Genomic DNA, 14,846 nt, shown 5'->3' with positions numbered 1-14,846 from the left:
TTCGACGACCAGCCCCTGTCCGAGGGCGGGAAGAAGGTGAGCATCGAGGTCACCGGGCCGGAGGGCTCGGCGAGTTTCACCCTGCGCCTGTTCGTCCCCGACGGCGGCACCAAGCCGAAGGGCACGTTCCTGCTGATTGACCACCGCGGCTCGGTCAGCGACGAGCCCGGCTCGTCGGGCTACGCCCCGATCCCCACGATCCTCGACGCCGGCTACGCCTTCGCCGCGCTCGACGCCGGTGAGGTCGCCTCCGATGACCCCGGCAGCTACCGCTCCGGGGTCATCGACGCTTTCTACCCCTCCGGCACCGAGCTGCCCGACGACGCCGGGCGGGCCATCAGCGCGTGGGCCTGGGGTGCCAGCCGCGCCATGGACTACCTCCAAGACGATCCCAACATCGACCCGGACAAGATCGCGGTCATCGGCCACTCCCGCGGCGGGAAGGCCGCGCTGTGGGCCGGAGCTCAGGACACCCGCTTCCCCGTGATCGTCTCGAACAACTCCGGCTCCACCGGCGCCAAACTCGCCCGCCGCGACGACGCGGGCGAATCCATCGCCGCCATCACCGACGCCTTCCCGCACTGGTTCCCACCCACCTACAGCGACTACGCGGGCAACGCGGACTCGCTGCCGGTCGACCAGCATCAGCTGCTGGCCCTGGTCGCGCCCGGCCGTGTCGTAGTCGGCAGCGCCACCGAGGACTCCAACGCCGACCCCCAGGGCGAGTTCCTGTCCTATCTCGGCGCCGCTCCCGTCTACGACCTCTACGGCCTCGGCGACACCGGACTGTCCTCGCCCAGCTGGCCGCCTGTCACCGACGAGCGGTTCCGCGGGCCGGCCATGAGCTATCACCTGCGCTCCGGCGGTCACGGCCTCGACGACGCCGACTGGGACACCTACCTGGGCGGGACCCTGTTCAAGCGGTAGAGGTTTCCGTTCGGCGCTCCTGCGGCGCTTGGGCTGTGCACGCGGGAGTGCAGCAGTGGCGGGCTGACGCCCGTCGCTCAGCTTCGCTCCGGATCGTCGGTGTCTTGGAGTGGCCTCGGTTCAACCCCGCCACCTGTGCGATCGAGCTCTGGCCAGTCCGAGCCCCGATCTCGCTGCGAGCCTCGGGGTGGACCACCCCTCTGACGTCCTGGGCGACCAGGGTGCCGTCGGCCAGCGGGACCCGCAACAGCTCCGCCTGCACGCCACCAGCACCGACGTACTCGCTGTGCACGCCCCGGCTCTGGTAGCCGGCCTGGCAGAGGGGGCAGGTGTTGCCGGAGGCGAAGAACGAGCCGATGACGAACTGGCCCGACTTGATCGTGGTGACGTCGTCGCCGGTTTCCTCGACGATGCCGACGTACTCGTGGCCCATCAAGGCCTTCACCGACGACTCCTACCACCGGGTCTCCGCCGGGCACCTGCAACCGGTTCTGGACACGCTGGTTCATCTGCGGCACCGCACCGATGTCTGGTTCGAGATCACCACCCTGCTGATCCCCGGGCACAACGACTCCGACGCCGAAATCGACGCCGAGTGCGGATGGATCGCCGACCACCTCGGGCCCGACGTGCCCCTGCACTTCACCGCCTTCCACCCCGACTTCAAGATACCGCGCGGTAGATAGTTGTCTGAGTGGTCGGTTATCGACCGTGTGTTAGGCTCTAGGCATGGACGTACGTGCCCACGACAGCCTCGCTGCGACTCGTCGGCGGGTCGCCATGGGCGACGTCGACGCGGCTCGCATCCTCTACTTCGCGGCACCGTACCGCTGGATGGAGGAGCTGTTCACCGGATGGTTGAAGGATGTCGGTCACCCGGTGAGCGCGATGCTGCGCAACGGTGTGGCGTGTCCGTGTGTTGCCTCGGCAGCGACCTATCCGGCGCCGCTCTCTCTCGACGACGAGTTCACCCTCACCCTCCGGCCGTCGGGTATCGGGACCACATCGTTCTCGGTGACCGCGGAGGCGCGGCGGGTGGCTGATGGTGTCGTCGCGGTACGAGCCACCGGTTGGCATGTCTGGGCCAGCTTCGGCGGCGGGGATCGCCCCGACATCGCCCGCCGGGAGTTGCCGGAGTGGCTTCGGTCCGAGCTCGTCTCCCGCGAGCTGGTCGAGCCGTGCGCGGCGCAGCGCACGCGGGCATGAACGTCCGTCGGGCCAGCTGTGGTGGGTGCGCGAACGGAGTACGAGGCGAGTTCCCTCCAGGGCCGGCAGGAGCGTGGTCTTCTCGACCTCTCGCAGTCACCCATCTGCTCGCGATCGGCTAGCTCGCCGGGCATCGGTACTTACGAGGACGGCCATGACGTGGGACGCAACCCGGATGTGAAACCATCGCCGAGGATCCGCGGCCGGCGCTCTTTGGAACTAGAACGGGGATCGCGGTGGCAAGGAGGTTGTTTGCCGTGACTGCAGAGGCGAGGTCGGAGCCTGCCCCGAGCAGGGTTGCGCGGCGTCGTGATCGCAAGGTGGCCGACATCCTTGCTGCGGCTGCCGACGTGCTGTCCGAGCGTGGCTTCCATGGCATGAGCCTGGACGAGATCGCCGATCGGCTGGATCTTACCAAGGCCTCGCTCTACCACTACTTCCCGAGCAAGGAGGAGCTGGTCAGCGCCTGCCTGGAAGCGCTCGCGACCACGGCGAACGAGCGGCTGCGGGAGACCTCAGGCGCTGTATCAGGCACAGCGGCCGAGCGGCTGGGCATGCTGATCCGAGCTCAACTGGACATCATCGTGCGGGAGTATCCGCAGATGGCCAGGTTGTTCCTGCAGCCACTGGACTGGCCCGAGCTGTACCGGCAGCGCAGCCGGGCCCTCCGGGTCGAGCACGACGAGATCTTCCGCTCCGTTGTTCGTGAGGGAATCCGGACCGGGGAGTTCGAGGTCGACGAGGACGTGGCCATGCACAACCTCTACGGTGCGATGAACAACGTGCCGGTATGGTTCCGCGGACGGCGCAGAAGGGACATCGACGAGATGGGGGCGAAGGTCGCCGACAACCTGCTCCGGTTGTTCCTTCCGCCCTCTGCGTCGTAGTCGGGCTGATTAGAGAGGCGCCCGGTCGGGGCTCGGGCCGCAAAGCGGTCCGGGGGCCCCGACTGACGTCGTGTAGGTCATGCGCTAACCCACCTGGCGCTGCTGCCCCTCCCAGTAGGGCTCGCGCAGGGCACGGCGGAAGACCTTGCCGACCGCCGTCTTCGGCACTTCCCCGACGATGTCCACAGACAGCGGCTTCTTGTAGTTGGCCAGACCGGTGGCCTTGCAATGGGCCTGCAGGGCCTCCAATGTGAGCGACTCACCGGAGTGCAGAGAAACGCACGCCTTGACCGCCTCGCCCCATTTCTCGTCGGGCACGCCGATCACCACCACTTCGTTCACCGAGGGGTGTGAAGAGATGACGTCCTCGACCTCGCGTGGGTAGACGTTGAGGCCGCCGCTGATGATCATGTCGTTCTTGCGGTCCACGATCGTGATGAAGTCGTCCTCGTCGCGGACCGCGAGATCGCCCATCCGGAACCACCCATCCACGTAGGCGCTCGCGGTCGCCTCAGGCTGGTTCCAGTACCCGATCGACACGGCGTCCCCGCGTACCCGCAGTTCGCCCATCTCTCCGCGCGGCACCTCGCGGCCATCCTCACCGGCTACCCGGACGTCGAAGAAGGGCGAGGGCCGGCCGCAGGATGCCAACCGGTCCGGATGGTTCTTGAGCGCCTCGACGTGCTCGTCCGGGTAGAGGACCGTGTTGTAGATCGTGCCGCCCTCGGTGGATCCGTATCCCTGCATGAAGATCGGGCCGAAGATCTCCATCGCCTTGCGCAGCACCACCGGCGCGATCGGCGAGCCCGAGTAGTAGATACAGCGTAGGCTGCTCAGGTCACGGTTCGAGGCGTCGGGGTGGTTCGCCAGCGCATTGATGATCGCCGGGGCGAGGATCGAGTGGGTGATCTGCTCACGCTCGACGACATCGAAGAACAACTTCGGATCGAAGTGGCCAAGCATCACCGAGCGGGCCCCGCGATAGAGCGCTGGGGCGGTCAGGATGCCGGATTGGTGCGACAGCGGTCCGACGTGCAGCAACGCACAGTCCGGACCCATGTCACCCATGATCGTCGCCAGGATGTTGCGGTAGGTGGCCACCCAGTTGCGGTGCTGGTAGATCGCGCCCTTGTAGTGACCGGTCGTGCCGGAGGAGTGGAAGACCAGGTAGGGGGTCTCCTCGCTCATCGCGACGGGCTCGAAGGGCGCGGAGGTGCTGATCAGCTGCTCGTAGTCGCCGCTGTCGGCGAGGCCGATCACCCGGGCCGGCGGTGCCTGGCCCGAGTCGACCAGGCCCTGGACGACGGTGGTGAACTCCGGCCCGGTCACCACCACCTTCGGCGTGAGGTCGTTGAGCACCCAGGCGTACTCCCGGGCGCCGTCACGGGAGTTCAGCCGACCCCGGACCGCACCGATCATGGACACCGCGTTGTCGATCTCCACCCACTCGTTGCGGTTGTTCATCAGGGCGACGACCCGGTCGCCCGGTACCACTCCCTGATCGAGGAGGGCCGTCGCCAGCCGGCGGCTGCGGTCCCACATCTGCCGGTAGGTCAGGGAGCCTGAATCGTCTGTCAGCGCGACGCGGTCAGGGAACCTCCGGACTGCGGACTCGACGAATTCGTGCACTAGGTGAGCCAATGCCTCGCCCCTTCGAGAGGTGTGCCAGATGAACGGGACCCCGGAGCCCGCATGTGTCCCGAACGCTAGGGTCGCGAGCCGAGGCAGTCAACCGTACAGTCAAAGTTCGTTTAGTGGGATAGTGTTCTACTGATCGGACGGTTGCGCCGGCGGGCGGCATCGGCGTACAGCGACGGAGAGGCGAACACGTGAAGATCGACTACCAGCTGGACACGTCGCCGGTGGACGTCGGCGACCGTATCCGGGAGGTGGAGGCGGCGGGCTATCACGGCGCCTGGCTGCTCGAGGCCGCCCACGACCCGTTCCTGGGCGTCGGGCTCGCCGCGGCGGTCACGTCGCGGGTGCAGATCGGTACCGGTATCGCGGTGGCCTTCGCGCGTTCCCCGATGACGCTCGCGGTCTCGGCGAACGACCTGCAGCTCGTGTCGCGGGGAAGGTTCCTGCTGGGCCTGGGCTCGCAGATCCGCCCGCACATCACGCGGCGCTTCTCGATGCCCTGGTCGCATCCGGCCGCGCGGATGCGGGAGTTCGTCCTCGCGGTGCGGGCGATCTGGACGTCCTGGAGCGATGCCTCGCCGCTGCACTTCGAGGGCGAGTTCTACCGGCACACGCTGATGACCCCGATGTTCGACCCGGGACCGAACCCCTACGGGAACCCACCGGTCCTGCTCGCCGGCGTCGGGGAGGCGATGACCAGGACGGCGGGCGAGGTCGCCGACGGTTTCCTCTGCCACGGCTTCACCACCGAACGCTACCTCCGGGAGGTCACGCTGCCGGCGCTGCGCCGGGGCCGGCAGAGCGCCGGGCTGTCGATGGAGGGCTACGAGATCGTGGGGATGCCGTTCGTCACCACCGGCGCCACCGAGGAGGAGTTCGCCACGGCGAAGCAGGCCACCAAGAAGCAGATCGCGTTCTACGCCTCGACACCGGCATATCGGCCCGTGCTCGAGGTACACGGTTGGGGTGAGCTGCAGAGCGAGCTCAACGTGATGTCGAAGGCGGGCCGCTGGGCGGAGATGGCGGACCTCATCGACGATGAGATCCTGGCCTCGATCGCTGTGGTGGCGGAACCGGATGACGTCGCTGCCGAGATCACGCGGCGGTTCGGTGACGTCTTCACCCGCATGAACCTGTATCTGAAGACGCCGCTGCCGGCAGCGACCCTGGGGCCGATCGTGGCCGCGCTGGCAGCCTGATCAATCCGGGGTGGGCGGGCCGCCGGGCCGCAGGCGGTGCATCACCTCTCCGATGAGGTCGTACTGCCGGCGGTGATCGACGGCGGCCGGGAACAGCAGGAACTCGTCCACCCCGGCGGCGGCCAGTCCGGCGAGCCGCTCGGCCACCTCGTCGACGGAGCCGGTGGCGGCGTAGCGCTCGACCTTCTCGTAGGGAATCCGGTACTGGCCGCTGACGAAGCTCTCCGCCTCGGCCCTGCTCTCGTGTTCGTCCCCGATGTGGACGAACACGACCAGACCGGTCCGCGGCCGCGCCCGGCCCGCCTCTTCCGCCAGGCGACCCAGTCGTTCCGCGGTCCGGGCGAGCCTGCCCTCGTCGGCCCACATGCCCAGCCAGCCGTCGCCGAAGCGCGCGGCCCGGCGGACCGCGTCGTCGCTGCGACCGCCCACCCACAGCGGCGGCATGCCGCCGCAGGGAAGCAGAGCGGGGACGCGCTCCCCGTCCGGGATCTGGACCGGCGCTCCGGAGAGCAGCTCCGGGAGAACGCTGAGAACCGCGTCGGTCCGGGCCCCACGCCGGTGCAGCGGGACCCCGGCGGCCGCCCACTCCGCGGGGTTCTCCCCGCCGACCCCGATGCCGAGGACCACACGATCCCCGGAGACGGCCTGCAGCGAGCTGATCTGTTTCGCCGCCCACGCCGGGGGGCGCAGCGCGAGCAGCAACACCCCGAACCCCAACCGTACCCGGGTGGTGACGGCCGCCGCCGTGGCGAGCACGATGCTGGACTCGACGATCGGGGTGTGGAAGGCGAGGTGGTCGCCGGCCCACACGGCGTCCACCCCGACCGTCTCGAGGTGCCGCGCCGCGGCGGCGATGTCCGCCGTGCCCCTGCCGACGGGATCCGATATCGGCAGCATGACTCCGATCTGGGGCGTCACCATCCTGCGGACAACCCCCCGTCGACGACCACGGTCTGGCCGGTCAGATAGGCCGAGGCGGGCGACGCGAGCAGCAGCAGCGCCCCGTCCATGTCACCGGGCACTCCCCATCGGCGCGCGGCGACGCGCCTGCGGACCCGCCGGTCGAAGCGCTCGTCCTCGCGGAGGTCGGTCACCATCTCGGTGTCGACCCAGCCCGGGCAGAGCGCGTTCACCGTGACCCCCTGCGCGGCCCACTCGACGGCGAGGGAGCGGGTCAGGCCGATGAGGCCGGCCTTCGATGCGGAGTAGGGCGCTGCGTACGCGTCGCCGAGCAGGCCGAGGACGCTGCTGATGTTGACGACCCGCCCGTAGCCGCGCTCGAGCATTCCTCCCGCGAGGGCCTGGGTCAGGGTGAAGACGCTGCGCAGGTTGAGGTCGACGACGTCGTCCCAGTCGGCCGGTGCGAGCTTCAGCGCGGGCGCCGGCCGCGACAGCCCCGCGTTGTTGACCAGGATGTCGACGCCGCCCCACGCGGCGCCCACCTCCTCGGCGATCCGGTCGACCGCGTCCCGCTGAGCGAGATCGGCCGTGATCACGAGGGACTCGTTCTCCAGCGTCGCGGCCACGTCACGAAGTTGACTCTCGCCGCGCGCCACGAGCGCCACTCGTGCACCGGCGGCGTCGAGGGCCTGCGCGGCCCGCGCTCCGATGCCCCGACTGGCGCCGGTGACCAGGGCGCGGCGCCCGGTGAGTCCGAAGAGTTCGGTGAGCAACGCGTGGCTCATGGTGTCGCTCGGAACAGGCGCAGCAGTTGTCTAGCCACGATGGTGTGCATCTCCTTGTAGTCCTTCTGGCAACCCGGCCGGAACCAGACCGGTACGTAGTTCACGGCGCCGTGCAGGCAGTGCATCGCGATCGCCTCGTCGGCGAGGGTGAACTCGCCGGTGGCGATTCCGTCCCGGATGACCGACCGGAAGATCTCGTCGTGCTGTAGGCGGAGCGCCTTGCTCCGAAGCTGGAGCGGCTCGGGCCAGTCCAGTGGCTGCAGGAACAGTCGGGCCATCTGCGGGTACTCGCCGACGATGCAGTCCAGTTGGGTCTCGATCAGCACGGTGAGCCGCTGGCTGGCGGTCCCCTTCTGCTGTCGGGCGGCCGCGCTGAGTCGTTCGTTGACCAGCGTCGCCACCCAGTCGAGGCAGGTGGTGACGAGTTCTTCCTTGCTCGCGAAATAGTGGTAGAGCGAGCCTCGGGTGAGGTCCAGACGCTCCGCGATCTCATCCAGGTTGGTCTCGCGGTACCCGTGCTCGGCCAGCACGTCGGCGGTGGCGGTGAGGATGTCGGTAAGCCGCCTGTTCCGCCGGCGCGCGGCTCTGCTCAGCGGCTCGTCGGCGGGCGCAGCCACCGTCACTACCTCCCTCTGGTCTCCACCCGGTGGCTGCTGCCCTGCCCGAACCTGCGCTGCCGAACTCGTTCAGGAGAGGGCGGCCGTCCTGCTCCAGCCGGGTTCGCGGGTGAGCTGCTCGGCGATGATTTTCTGCTGGATCTCGCTGGTGCCACCGCCGATGGCGAACAGGCGGGCGTCCCGATAGAGGCGCTCGACCTCGTACTCGCGGGTGTAGCCGTAGCCGCCGTGGACCTGGACGGCCAGGCTGGTGACGGTGTTAGCGAGCCGGGCGCTGACGAGCTTGCCGATGGAGCCCTCGATGATCGAGGGACGTCCGGCGTCTACCAGGTCTGCAACGTGCCGGTAGAGCAGCCGGCATTCGAGGACACCGCTGGCGATGTCGGCGAGCATGCCTTTCACCGGGCCGATCTGGTTGAGTCGGCTGCCGAACGCGGTGCGGTCGGCAGCGTACTTCGAGGCGAGGTCGAGGGCACGCGTGCACATCCCCGCCGAGATCGCGGGGACCGCCAGGCGCTCGTAGTCGAGCACGTCCATCCCGATCTGCCAGCCCTGGCCGACCGGTCCGAGGCGGTCGGTGTCGGAGACCTCGACGTCGTCGAGGACGAGCTCGCACGTGGGGGACGAGCGCAGGCCCATCTTCTCCAGTGCCTGCGGCACCGCGATCCCGGGCAGGTCCATCGGGACGACGAAGGTTGTCAATGTTTCGCGGATCCCTGGCCCTCCGGTGCGGCACAGGATCAGCAGGCAGTCGGCGATGGTGGCATTGGTGATGAACATCTTGCGGCCGTTGAGACGCCATCCGGTGGCGGTGCGTTCGGCCTTCGTCGTGATGTTCGCGACGTCGGAACCGGTGTGCGGCTCGGTGACGGCCCAGGCCCCGACCATCCGGCCTTCGGCGATGGGGGGCAGCCAGCGCGCCTTCTGCTCGTCCGTGCCGTGCAGGCCGACCGCGCGGGCGAGCAGGTAGGTCGGCATCGTCGACATGGCCAACCCGGCGTTGCCGTAGGCGAACTCCTCGATGCCCTCGTGCATGGCCAGCGAGTCGGGGCCGGTGCCCCCGTACTCCTCCGGGATGATCGCACCGTAGAGGCCGAGCCGTCCTACCTCGAGTAGCAGTTCCCGGATCAGGGTCATGTCCTGGGGATGCTGGTCGAGCTCGCGGTTGCGCGGCATGACCTTCTGCTCGGTGAACCGACGGACTGTCTGGGCGAAGGGGGACGGGGCGGCCGGGCGGGTGGGCGACTGTGTCGAGGTCACGATTCCTCCACGATTCGGAACCGGAGTTCGGTCCACTCCGGGTGGTCGACGAAGACCGCGACGGCCTTGGCATCGATCGACGGGGTGCCGTCGATCCGCGCGGCGATCCGGCCGCCGCCGTCAAGATCGACCGTCGCGATGGTGTAGGGCAGGTCCGCGGTGAACGCGGCGTCGAACGTTCGATGGACGACGATGTAGGAGAACACGGTGCCGGTTCCGGAGATCTCCTCCGACCGCCAGTCCGGGTGCCCGCAGTACGGGCACGAGGGCATCGCCGGGAACCGTCGCCGCTCACAGCTCGCGCAGCGCTGCAGGACGATGCGATGGGCTTGGAGCCCGGCCCAGAAAGCCTGGCTGTCGAGATCGGGCACCGGCCGGGGCGTGGCCTGTTCGGTGGTCGTCACGAGTTGCTCCTTCTCATCGGCCGGTGAACTGGGGACGGCGCTTGCCGGCGAAGGCCTCCAGGCCCTCGGGGGCGTCCTCGCTGGTCAGGCAGTAGCGAGCGGTGACCTCTCGCTCGAGGCGCATGCCCTGGTGAACCCCGGTGCCGTCCCAGAGAGCCGAGTTGAGGACGCTCTTGGCGTTCGCCACGGCAAGCGGTGACTTCGTGGCGACATCCGCCGCGAACGCGATGCCTGCTGCGCGCAGCTGGTCGTCGTCGACGACCTTGCTCACCAGGCCCCAGTCGAGCGCCTCTTCCGGGGTCAGCAGCCGACCGGAGAAGATCAGCTCGCGCGCTCGGGCGGGGCCGACCGCGCGCGGGAGCAGAGTCAGAACGCCACCTCCACCCATCTGCCCGAAGGGCAGGTGGGCGTCGCCGATCTTCGCCGAGGTCGAGGCGATGGCGAGGTCGCAGGACAGCATCAGCTCGATACCGCCCGCGACGGCGATGCCGTTCACGAGAGCGACGAACGGCTTGGGCTGCTGGGAGATCCGGGCGAAGACGCGATGGAGGTCCTCGAGGAACTGGGGGAAGTCGACGGCGTCGCGCTGCAGGGTCTTGTACTTCTTCATGTCGCCGCCGGCGGAGAACGCCCGGCCGGCGCCGGTGATCGCCACCACCCGCACGAGTGGATCGGCGGACAGCTCGTCGAAGATGCGACCGAGTTCCAGCCCGGTGTCCCAGTCGAGCGGGTTCATCTCGGCCGGACGGTTGAGCGTCACCAGGCCGAGCAACGAACCGTGCTCGTCGACCCCGATCCGCTCGACGAGGATCTTGTCGTTCTCAGTCATTGTTGCCCTCCAAGATGGGCCATCGACGCACGTTGGCCGCGGATCGGGGTCACGGTCCTGTCCAGGTTCGCGGGGCTGCTGGCCGCGGACGCGCAGCTCGCGCGAGCTGCGGCGATTGCCGACACCCCTGCGGACGACGCCCGACTCACATCTTTAGCTAACACTGGGTCACTAATCGACGTCAAGGCAAAAGTTCGACCGCACGGTTGACTGATGGAGATCGGCGCGCTTATGTTCCAGGCCCCTAGGAGGTGCGATGAGAACAGCTGCAGCCGTCGGCGTCGGCTACACCGAACTGAGCAAGGCGTCCGGACGAACGGTCCTGGACCTCGCGACGGAGGCGGGCCGCAAGGCCGCCGAGGACGCCGGAGTCGCCCTGGCCGACATCGACGGGGTGGTCAGCTTCAGCGTCCTCGGCGACTCCGTGTCGAGCGAGGCGGTGGCCACGTCGTTGGCGGTGCCCGGGCTCCGCTTCGTGATGGACTTCCAGCAGGGTGGACAGTCGCCGTGCTTCATGGTCCAGCAGGCGGCGATGGCGGTCGCTCAGGGTTATGCCGAGAACGTGCTGGTGTTCCGGGCACTCAACGGGCGCTCCGGCATCCGGGTCGGCAGCGGGTCGTTCCCCGGCGGGGCCGCGCAGTACCGCTACCCGATCGGCTACAACGCCTACCTCATGTATATCGCCATGTGGGCGCGGCGCTACATGCACGAGACCGGAACCGCCCCGGAGGCGCTCGCCGCCGTCGCGATCGCCCAGCGCGCCTACGCGGAGATGAACGAGCGGGCCATCCAGCGCAAGCCGCTGGACCTCGACTCGTACCTCGCCTCACCCATGATCGCCGACCCGTTCCGCGTCGCCGACTGCACGAGCGAGGTGGACGGCGCCTGCGCGGTGCTGGTCACCAGCCTGGACCGAGCGCGGGACCTGCGACAGCCCCCTGCCGTGATCGCTTCGGCGGCCTACCGGGCGGGGCCCCGACCCGGACTCGACATCGGTGATCAGCTGCTCTACGACGACTACACGCGGAACTTCACCAGCCTGCTGCGCGACGAGCTCTTCGGCCGGGCCGGCATCACGGCGAGCGACGTCGACTTCGCGGAGATCTACGACTGCTTCACCAGCGTGGTGCTCATGGGTCTGGAGGGCCTCGGCTTCTGTGGCCGGGGCGAGGCGGGCGACTTCGTGCGGTCGGGCGCAACCCGCCTGGACGGGAGCCTGCCGGTCAACACCCACGGCGGGCTGCTCGCCGAGGGATACCTGCACGGCATGAATACCGTCGCCGAGGCCGTCCTGCAGATCCAGGGCCGGGGCGGGGACCGGCAGGTGGCCAGGCACGACGTCGGCGTCGTGACCTCGGGTGCCCTCGTCGACGGATCCGCGCTCGTCCTCACCACCGACCGATAGACGGAGGAACACCATGGCCGAGTTGTCCAACCGACTCACCGCGCTCCTGGGAATCGAGTATCCGATCATCCAGGAGGGCATGGGGCCGTTCAAGACCAACCGGATCGCCGCCGCGGCCTCGGCGGCCGGTGGTCTCGGAACCGTCAGCATGCCCGGCATGACGAAGGACCCGGCGGTGGGCTCCCGGCTCCTACGCGAGAACATCGAGCAGGTCGCCGCGTCCACCGATCGGCCGTTCGCGGTGAACGTGCCGGTGGGCCGCGATGCCGCCGGCACCGTCCTCCCGGTCAGCGAGGCCTACATCCGGGCGGTGGTCGAGGCCCGCGACAGCGACAGCACCCTGTCGCGGCAGCTCGTCGCGCTCACCACCAGTGCCGGGTTCCCCGGCGAGTTCCGCCCCCTGATCCGCGACGCCGGACTCGTGCACATGCACAAGGTCGGCTCCACCAAACACGCGCGCAAGGCCGAGGACGCGGGCGTCGACGTCATCATCGCCTCCGGCTACGAGATGGGCGGCCACACCCACGCCACCCCGGTCCACACCTTCGTGCTGGTCCCCAACATCACCGAGGCCGTCTCGGTCCCGGTCGTGCTGTCCGGCGGAGCCCGCGACGGGCGCACCCTCGCCGCGGCCCTCGCACTCGGCGCCAGCGGGGTCGCGATGGGGACCCGCTTCATCGCGACCGAGGACAACACCGACTGGCACACCGCCTACGCCCAGAAGATCCTCGACGCCGGGGAGGGCGACGACATGGTCTTCCCGGCCGTCTACGGGCCCGCGCGCGGCCTGCACAACGCCGGGGTCGACCGGCTCCTCGAGATCGTCCGCACGAACGAGATGAGTCAGGACGAGCTGACCCGCTGGAAGGACGAGGCCCTGATCCGGGCGCAGGAAGACGGCGACGTCGACAACGGGGCGATGCCGGCCGGCCAGGTCGTCAGCGGCATCCACGAGCTGGTCTCGATCGCCGAGTTCATCCCGCGCATGGCCGCCGAGGCCGCCGACATCCTGCGGCGACTCGCCGGCGTCGGCCAGCCCGTCCACTGACCCGACCGGTCTCCGGCCGCGGTACCGACCGCGGCCGGACGGCCCGTCCCGCAGCCCGGCGCGATCGCCGGATCTGCCGATCAGCTACCTGGCAACGACAGCGCCTGACTGCGCAGGGCCGGCCCGACCGCGTCCCCCACGTCGCGGGCGAGAGGAGATTCGACAGCGGTGAACGCACAGACATGGTGAGCGGCGAGACCGTCCCGGGGAAGTCACCGCGCCCACCCGGAATCGTGCTGCTCGGCGGCAACCTCCGCACCGTCGTCGACCTGACGACCCGAGCCGAGGCAGCGGGCTTCGACTCCGTCTGGACGACGGAGTTCTACGAGCGGAGCGCGACGATATCCCTCGCCGCCATGGCGCAGTGCAGCGAGCGGGTCACCATCGGCAGCGCCATCGCGTACGCCGTCGGTCGGTCGCCGCTGGTGCTCTCGGCCGAGGCCCGTGACCTCGACGAGCTCTCCGGCGGCCGGCTGATCCTCGGGCTGGGCACCGGCACCCGCACCATGCAGCGGGACTGGCACGGAGCCGACCCCGAGGCTCCGGCGTTGCGCGTCGAGGAACTCGTCCCGCTGCTGCGCCGCTTCTGGAGCATGGACGACCAGGGGGTCGATCACGACGGCCGCTTCTACTCCGTGCATCTCCGGCCGACGGTCGACGTCGTGCCGCCGCTGCGCCGCGACATTCCGGTCTACCTCGCCGGGGTCAACGCCCGCATGATCCGGGCTGCCGGCACGGTCGCGGACGGCCTCGTCGGCCATCCGATCTTCACCCGGCGCTACGTCGAGGAGGTGGTGCGGCCGTCGCTGGCGGCGGGTATCGCCCGATCCGGACGGCAGGACAGCGATGTCGCACTCGCCGGATATGTCATCTGCTCCATCCATGACGATCCTGCGGTGGCCCGAGCCGAGGCCAAGGCGCAGATCGCCTTCTACGCCGTGGTCCGTACCTACGCCGCGGTCTTCGCCCTGCACGGCTACGAACACGATGTGGACACCATCCGCGCGGCGTGGAAGCGGCGCGACCGGGAGGCGATGATCGACGCAGTGCCCGACGGGCTCGTCGACATCATGGCGGTCACCGGCACACCGGAGGAGGCCCGGCAGCGGTTCTCCGAGGACTTCAAAGGTCTCTACGAGCACGCCCTGTTGTACTCACCGAGTTTCGGCCTGTCGGACCAGCGATTCTCGGACAACGTGCACGCGATCATCGAAACGTTCGGCCGTTGAGCGGGCTCGTGGAACGTTCGAGCAGCTCCCTGCCGACCAGAAGCGGCCTCGGCGGCGACCCCCGTCGACCGGCTGCGATCAGTCCCGACCTCGACGGACTGGACGACTCCTGGGGCCCTTCGAGGTGGCTCCGGGGGGGTAGATCGCATTCCGCTGCCGTTGCCCAACGACGGCCTGAAGGCAGTCAACGTCTACACACTGACCAGCAGCACCGGCGTGGTCCTGGTCGACGCAGGCTGGGCAATCGAGCAGGCACGTGATCAGCTCGGTGCGGCGTTGGACCTCCTCGGTTACTCCTTCGCCGACATCCGCCGTTTCCTGATCACCCAGGTCCACCGCGACCACTACACCCAAGCCGTCCACCTGCGCCGGGAGTTCGGCATGCAGGTGAGCCTGGAATCGGCGAGCGGCCGTCGCTTAGAGCGTGTTTGAGAAGAGGCGGCGTGTCTCCGTGGTCGGCGACTGGGTCTGGTCCATCGTGGACGGGTGGCTCGGCGTAAGCGGCGGTATCC

17 protein-coding genes are annotated in these 14,846 nt (G+C 69.1%); 9 read left to right on the top strand and 8 right to left on the bottom strand.

The window, feature by feature from the left end; genetic code table 11:
* Window positions 1-927: glucuronyl esterase domain-containing protein (locus BM093_RS32400; RefSeq protein WP_093356463.1), on the top strand; the 927-nt coding region annotated here is incomplete at its 5' end.
* On the opposite strand, the gene BM093_RS32395 is transcribed toward BM093_RS32400, so the two are convergent.
* Entirely contained in the window at window positions 917-1,372 is a 456-nt protein-coding gene (locus BM093_RS32395) for an alcohol dehydrogenase catalytic domain-containing protein (RefSeq protein ID WP_245773957.1), read from the bottom strand. The genes BM093_RS32400 and BM093_RS32395 overlap by 11 nt on opposite strands.
* Between BM093_RS32395 and BM093_RS32390 the strand changes: the two genes are divergently transcribed.
* The 3 genes from BM093_RS32390 to BM093_RS32380 all read left to right on the top strand — a co-directional run bounded on the left by BM093_RS32390 (window position 1,338) and on the right by BM093_RS32380 (window position 3,020).
* Window positions 1,338-1,613, top strand: coding sequence for a hypothetical protein (locus tag BM093_RS32390; RefSeq protein ID WP_218163034.1), 276 nt, complete (start codon window positions 1,338-1,340; stop codon window positions 1,611-1,613). The genes BM093_RS32395 and BM093_RS32390 overlap by 35 nt on opposite strands.
* Window positions 1,614-1,656: 43 nt before the next feature.
* The gene (locus tag BM093_RS32385; protein WP_093356460.1) at window positions 1,657-2,133 is read left to right on the top strand and encodes an acyl-CoA thioesterase; all 477 of its coding nucleotides are present in this window, start codon (window positions 1,657-1,659) and stop codon (window positions 2,131-2,133) included.
* A 320-nt stretch (window positions 2,134-2,453) separates the two neighbouring features.
* Window positions 2,454-3,020 carry a TetR/AcrR family transcriptional regulator gene (locus tag BM093_RS32380; RefSeq protein WP_177238845.1) on the top strand — a complete coding sequence of 189 codons (567 nt, stop codon included), beginning with the start codon at window positions 2,454-2,456 and terminating at the stop codon, window positions 3,018-3,020.
* Window positions 3,021-3,104: 84 nt separating this feature from the next.
* Here BM093_RS32380 and BM093_RS32375 read toward each other — a convergent pair whose 3' ends face one another.
* Window positions 3,105-4,649 carry a class I adenylate-forming enzyme family protein gene (locus tag BM093_RS32375; RefSeq protein ID WP_177238844.1) on the bottom strand — a complete coding sequence of 515 codons (1,545 nt, stop codon included), beginning with the start codon at window positions 4,647-4,649 and terminating at the stop codon, window positions 3,105-3,107.
* Between the two features lie 200 nt (window positions 4,650-4,849).
* On the opposite strand from BM093_RS32375, the gene BM093_RS32370 reads away from it, so the two are divergent.
* Complete coding sequence (locus BM093_RS32370) at window positions 4,850-5,857, top strand: TIGR03617 family F420-dependent LLM class oxidoreductase (RefSeq protein WP_093356452.1); 1,008 nt, start codon at window positions 4,850-4,852, stop codon at window positions 5,855-5,857.
* Here the strand turns inward: BM093_RS32370 and BM093_RS32365 are convergent, their stop codons facing one another.
* From BM093_RS32365 to BM093_RS32340, 6 genes are all read right to left on the bottom strand, one after another.
* Window positions 5,858-6,778, bottom strand: a complete 921-nt coding sequence (locus BM093_RS32365) for an LLM class flavin-dependent oxidoreductase (RefSeq protein WP_218163033.1) — start codon at window positions 6,776-6,778, stop codon at window positions 5,858-5,860.
* Window positions 6,772-7,542, bottom strand: coding sequence for an SDR family NAD(P)-dependent oxidoreductase (locus tag BM093_RS32360; protein WP_093356448.1), 771 nt, complete (start codon window positions 7,540-7,542; stop codon window positions 6,772-6,774). The genes BM093_RS32365 and BM093_RS32360 overlap by 7 nt, the downstream gene beginning before the upstream one ends.
* A complete protein-coding gene (locus BM093_RS32355; protein ID WP_177238843.1) occupies window positions 7,539-8,159 on the bottom strand; it encodes a TetR/AcrR family transcriptional regulator in 621 nt (206 codons plus the stop codon). The genes BM093_RS32360 and BM093_RS32355 overlap by 4 nt, the downstream gene beginning before the upstream one ends.
* 69 nt (window positions 8,160-8,228) lie before the next feature.
* Window positions 8,229-9,419 (bottom strand): acyl-CoA dehydrogenase family protein, encoded by a 1,191-nt coding sequence (locus BM093_RS32350; protein ID WP_093356443.1) that lies wholly within the window; start codon window positions 9,417-9,419, stop codon window positions 8,229-8,231.
* Window positions 9,416-9,823, bottom strand: a complete 408-nt coding sequence (locus BM093_RS32345) for a Zn-ribbon domain-containing OB-fold protein (RefSeq protein ID WP_093356438.1) — start codon at window positions 9,821-9,823, stop codon at window positions 9,416-9,418. Before BM093_RS32345 ends, BM093_RS32350 begins: the two co-directional genes overlap by 4 nt.
* A gap of 13 nt (window positions 9,824-9,836) precedes the next feature.
* Entirely contained in the window at window positions 9,837-10,652 is an 816-nt protein-coding gene (locus BM093_RS32340) for an enoyl-CoA hydratase/isomerase family protein (RefSeq protein WP_093356433.1), read from the bottom strand.
* 256 nt (window positions 10,653-10,908) lie between these two features.
* Here BM093_RS32340 and BM093_RS32335 point away from each other — a divergent pair, with 256 nt between their 5' ends.
* The 4 genes from BM093_RS32335 to BM093_RS32320 all read left to right on the top strand — a co-directional run bounded on the left by BM093_RS32335 (window position 10,909) and on the right by BM093_RS32320 (window position 14,766).
* Window positions 10,909-12,057 (top strand): thiolase C-terminal domain-containing protein, encoded by a 1,149-nt coding sequence (locus BM093_RS32335; protein ID WP_093356430.1) that lies wholly within the window; start codon window positions 10,909-10,911, stop codon window positions 12,055-12,057.
* Between the two features lie 13 nt (window positions 12,058-12,070).
* Window positions 12,071-13,105 carry an NAD(P)H-dependent flavin oxidoreductase gene (locus BM093_RS32330; RefSeq protein ID WP_093356425.1) on the top strand — a complete coding sequence of 345 codons (1,035 nt, stop codon included), beginning with the start codon at window positions 12,071-12,073 and terminating at the stop codon, window positions 13,103-13,105.
* Window positions 13,106-13,287: 182 nt separating this feature from the next.
* A complete protein-coding gene (locus tag BM093_RS32325; protein WP_093356421.1) occupies window positions 13,288-14,334 on the top strand; it encodes an LLM class flavin-dependent oxidoreductase in 1,047 nt (348 codons plus the stop codon).
* Between the two features lie 159 nt (window positions 14,335-14,493).
* On the top strand, window positions 14,494-14,766 hold the full coding sequence (locus BM093_RS32320) for an MBL fold metallo-hydrolase (protein WP_245773956.1): 273 nt from the start codon (window positions 14,494-14,496) through the stop codon (window positions 14,764-14,766).
* The last annotated feature ends 80 nt before the right edge of the window (window positions 14,767-14,846 follow it).

Origin of the sequence: Pseudonocardia ammonioxydans (assembly GCF_900115005.1) — a bacterium.
Lineage (GTDB): Bacteria > Actinomycetota > Actinomycetes > Mycobacteriales > Pseudonocardiaceae > Pseudonocardia > Pseudonocardia ammonioxydans.
The sequence above is the reverse complement of the archived record's forward strand: the minus strand, read 5'-3'. Positions and strand labels throughout refer to the sequence as shown.

Excerpts from the sequence above, each read along its gene's own strand:
- BM093_RS32390 (WP_218163034.1), top strand. The coding sequence starts at position 1,338 with ATGCCGACGTACTCGTGGCCCATCAAGGCCTTCACCGACGACTCCTAC.
- BM093_RS32385 (WP_093356460.1), top strand. The coding sequence starts at position 1,657 with ATGGACGTACGTGCCCACGACAGCCTCGCTGCGACTCGTCGGCGGGTC.
- BM093_RS32365 (WP_218163033.1), bottom strand. The coding sequence starts at position 6,778 with ATGGTGACGCCCCAGATCGGAGTCATGCTGCCGATATCGGATCCCGTC.
- BM093_RS32360 (WP_093356448.1), bottom strand. The coding sequence starts at position 7,542 with ATGAGCCACGCGTTGCTCACCGAACTCTTCGGACTCACCGGGCGCCGC.
- BM093_RS32340 (WP_093356433.1), bottom strand. The coding sequence starts at position 10,652 with ATGACTGAGAACGACAAGATCCTCGTCGAGCGGATCGGGGTCGACGAG.
- BM093_RS32335 (WP_093356430.1), top strand. The coding sequence starts at position 10,909 with ATGAGAACAGCTGCAGCCGTCGGCGTCGGCTACACCGAACTGAGCAAG.
- BM093_RS32330 (WP_093356425.1), top strand. The coding sequence starts at position 12,071 with ATGGCCGAGTTGTCCAACCGACTCACCGCGCTCCTGGGAATCGAGTAT.
- BM093_RS32325 (WP_093356421.1), top strand. The coding sequence starts at position 13,288 with ATGGTGAGCGGCGAGACCGTCCCGGGGAAGTCACCGCGCCCACCCGGA.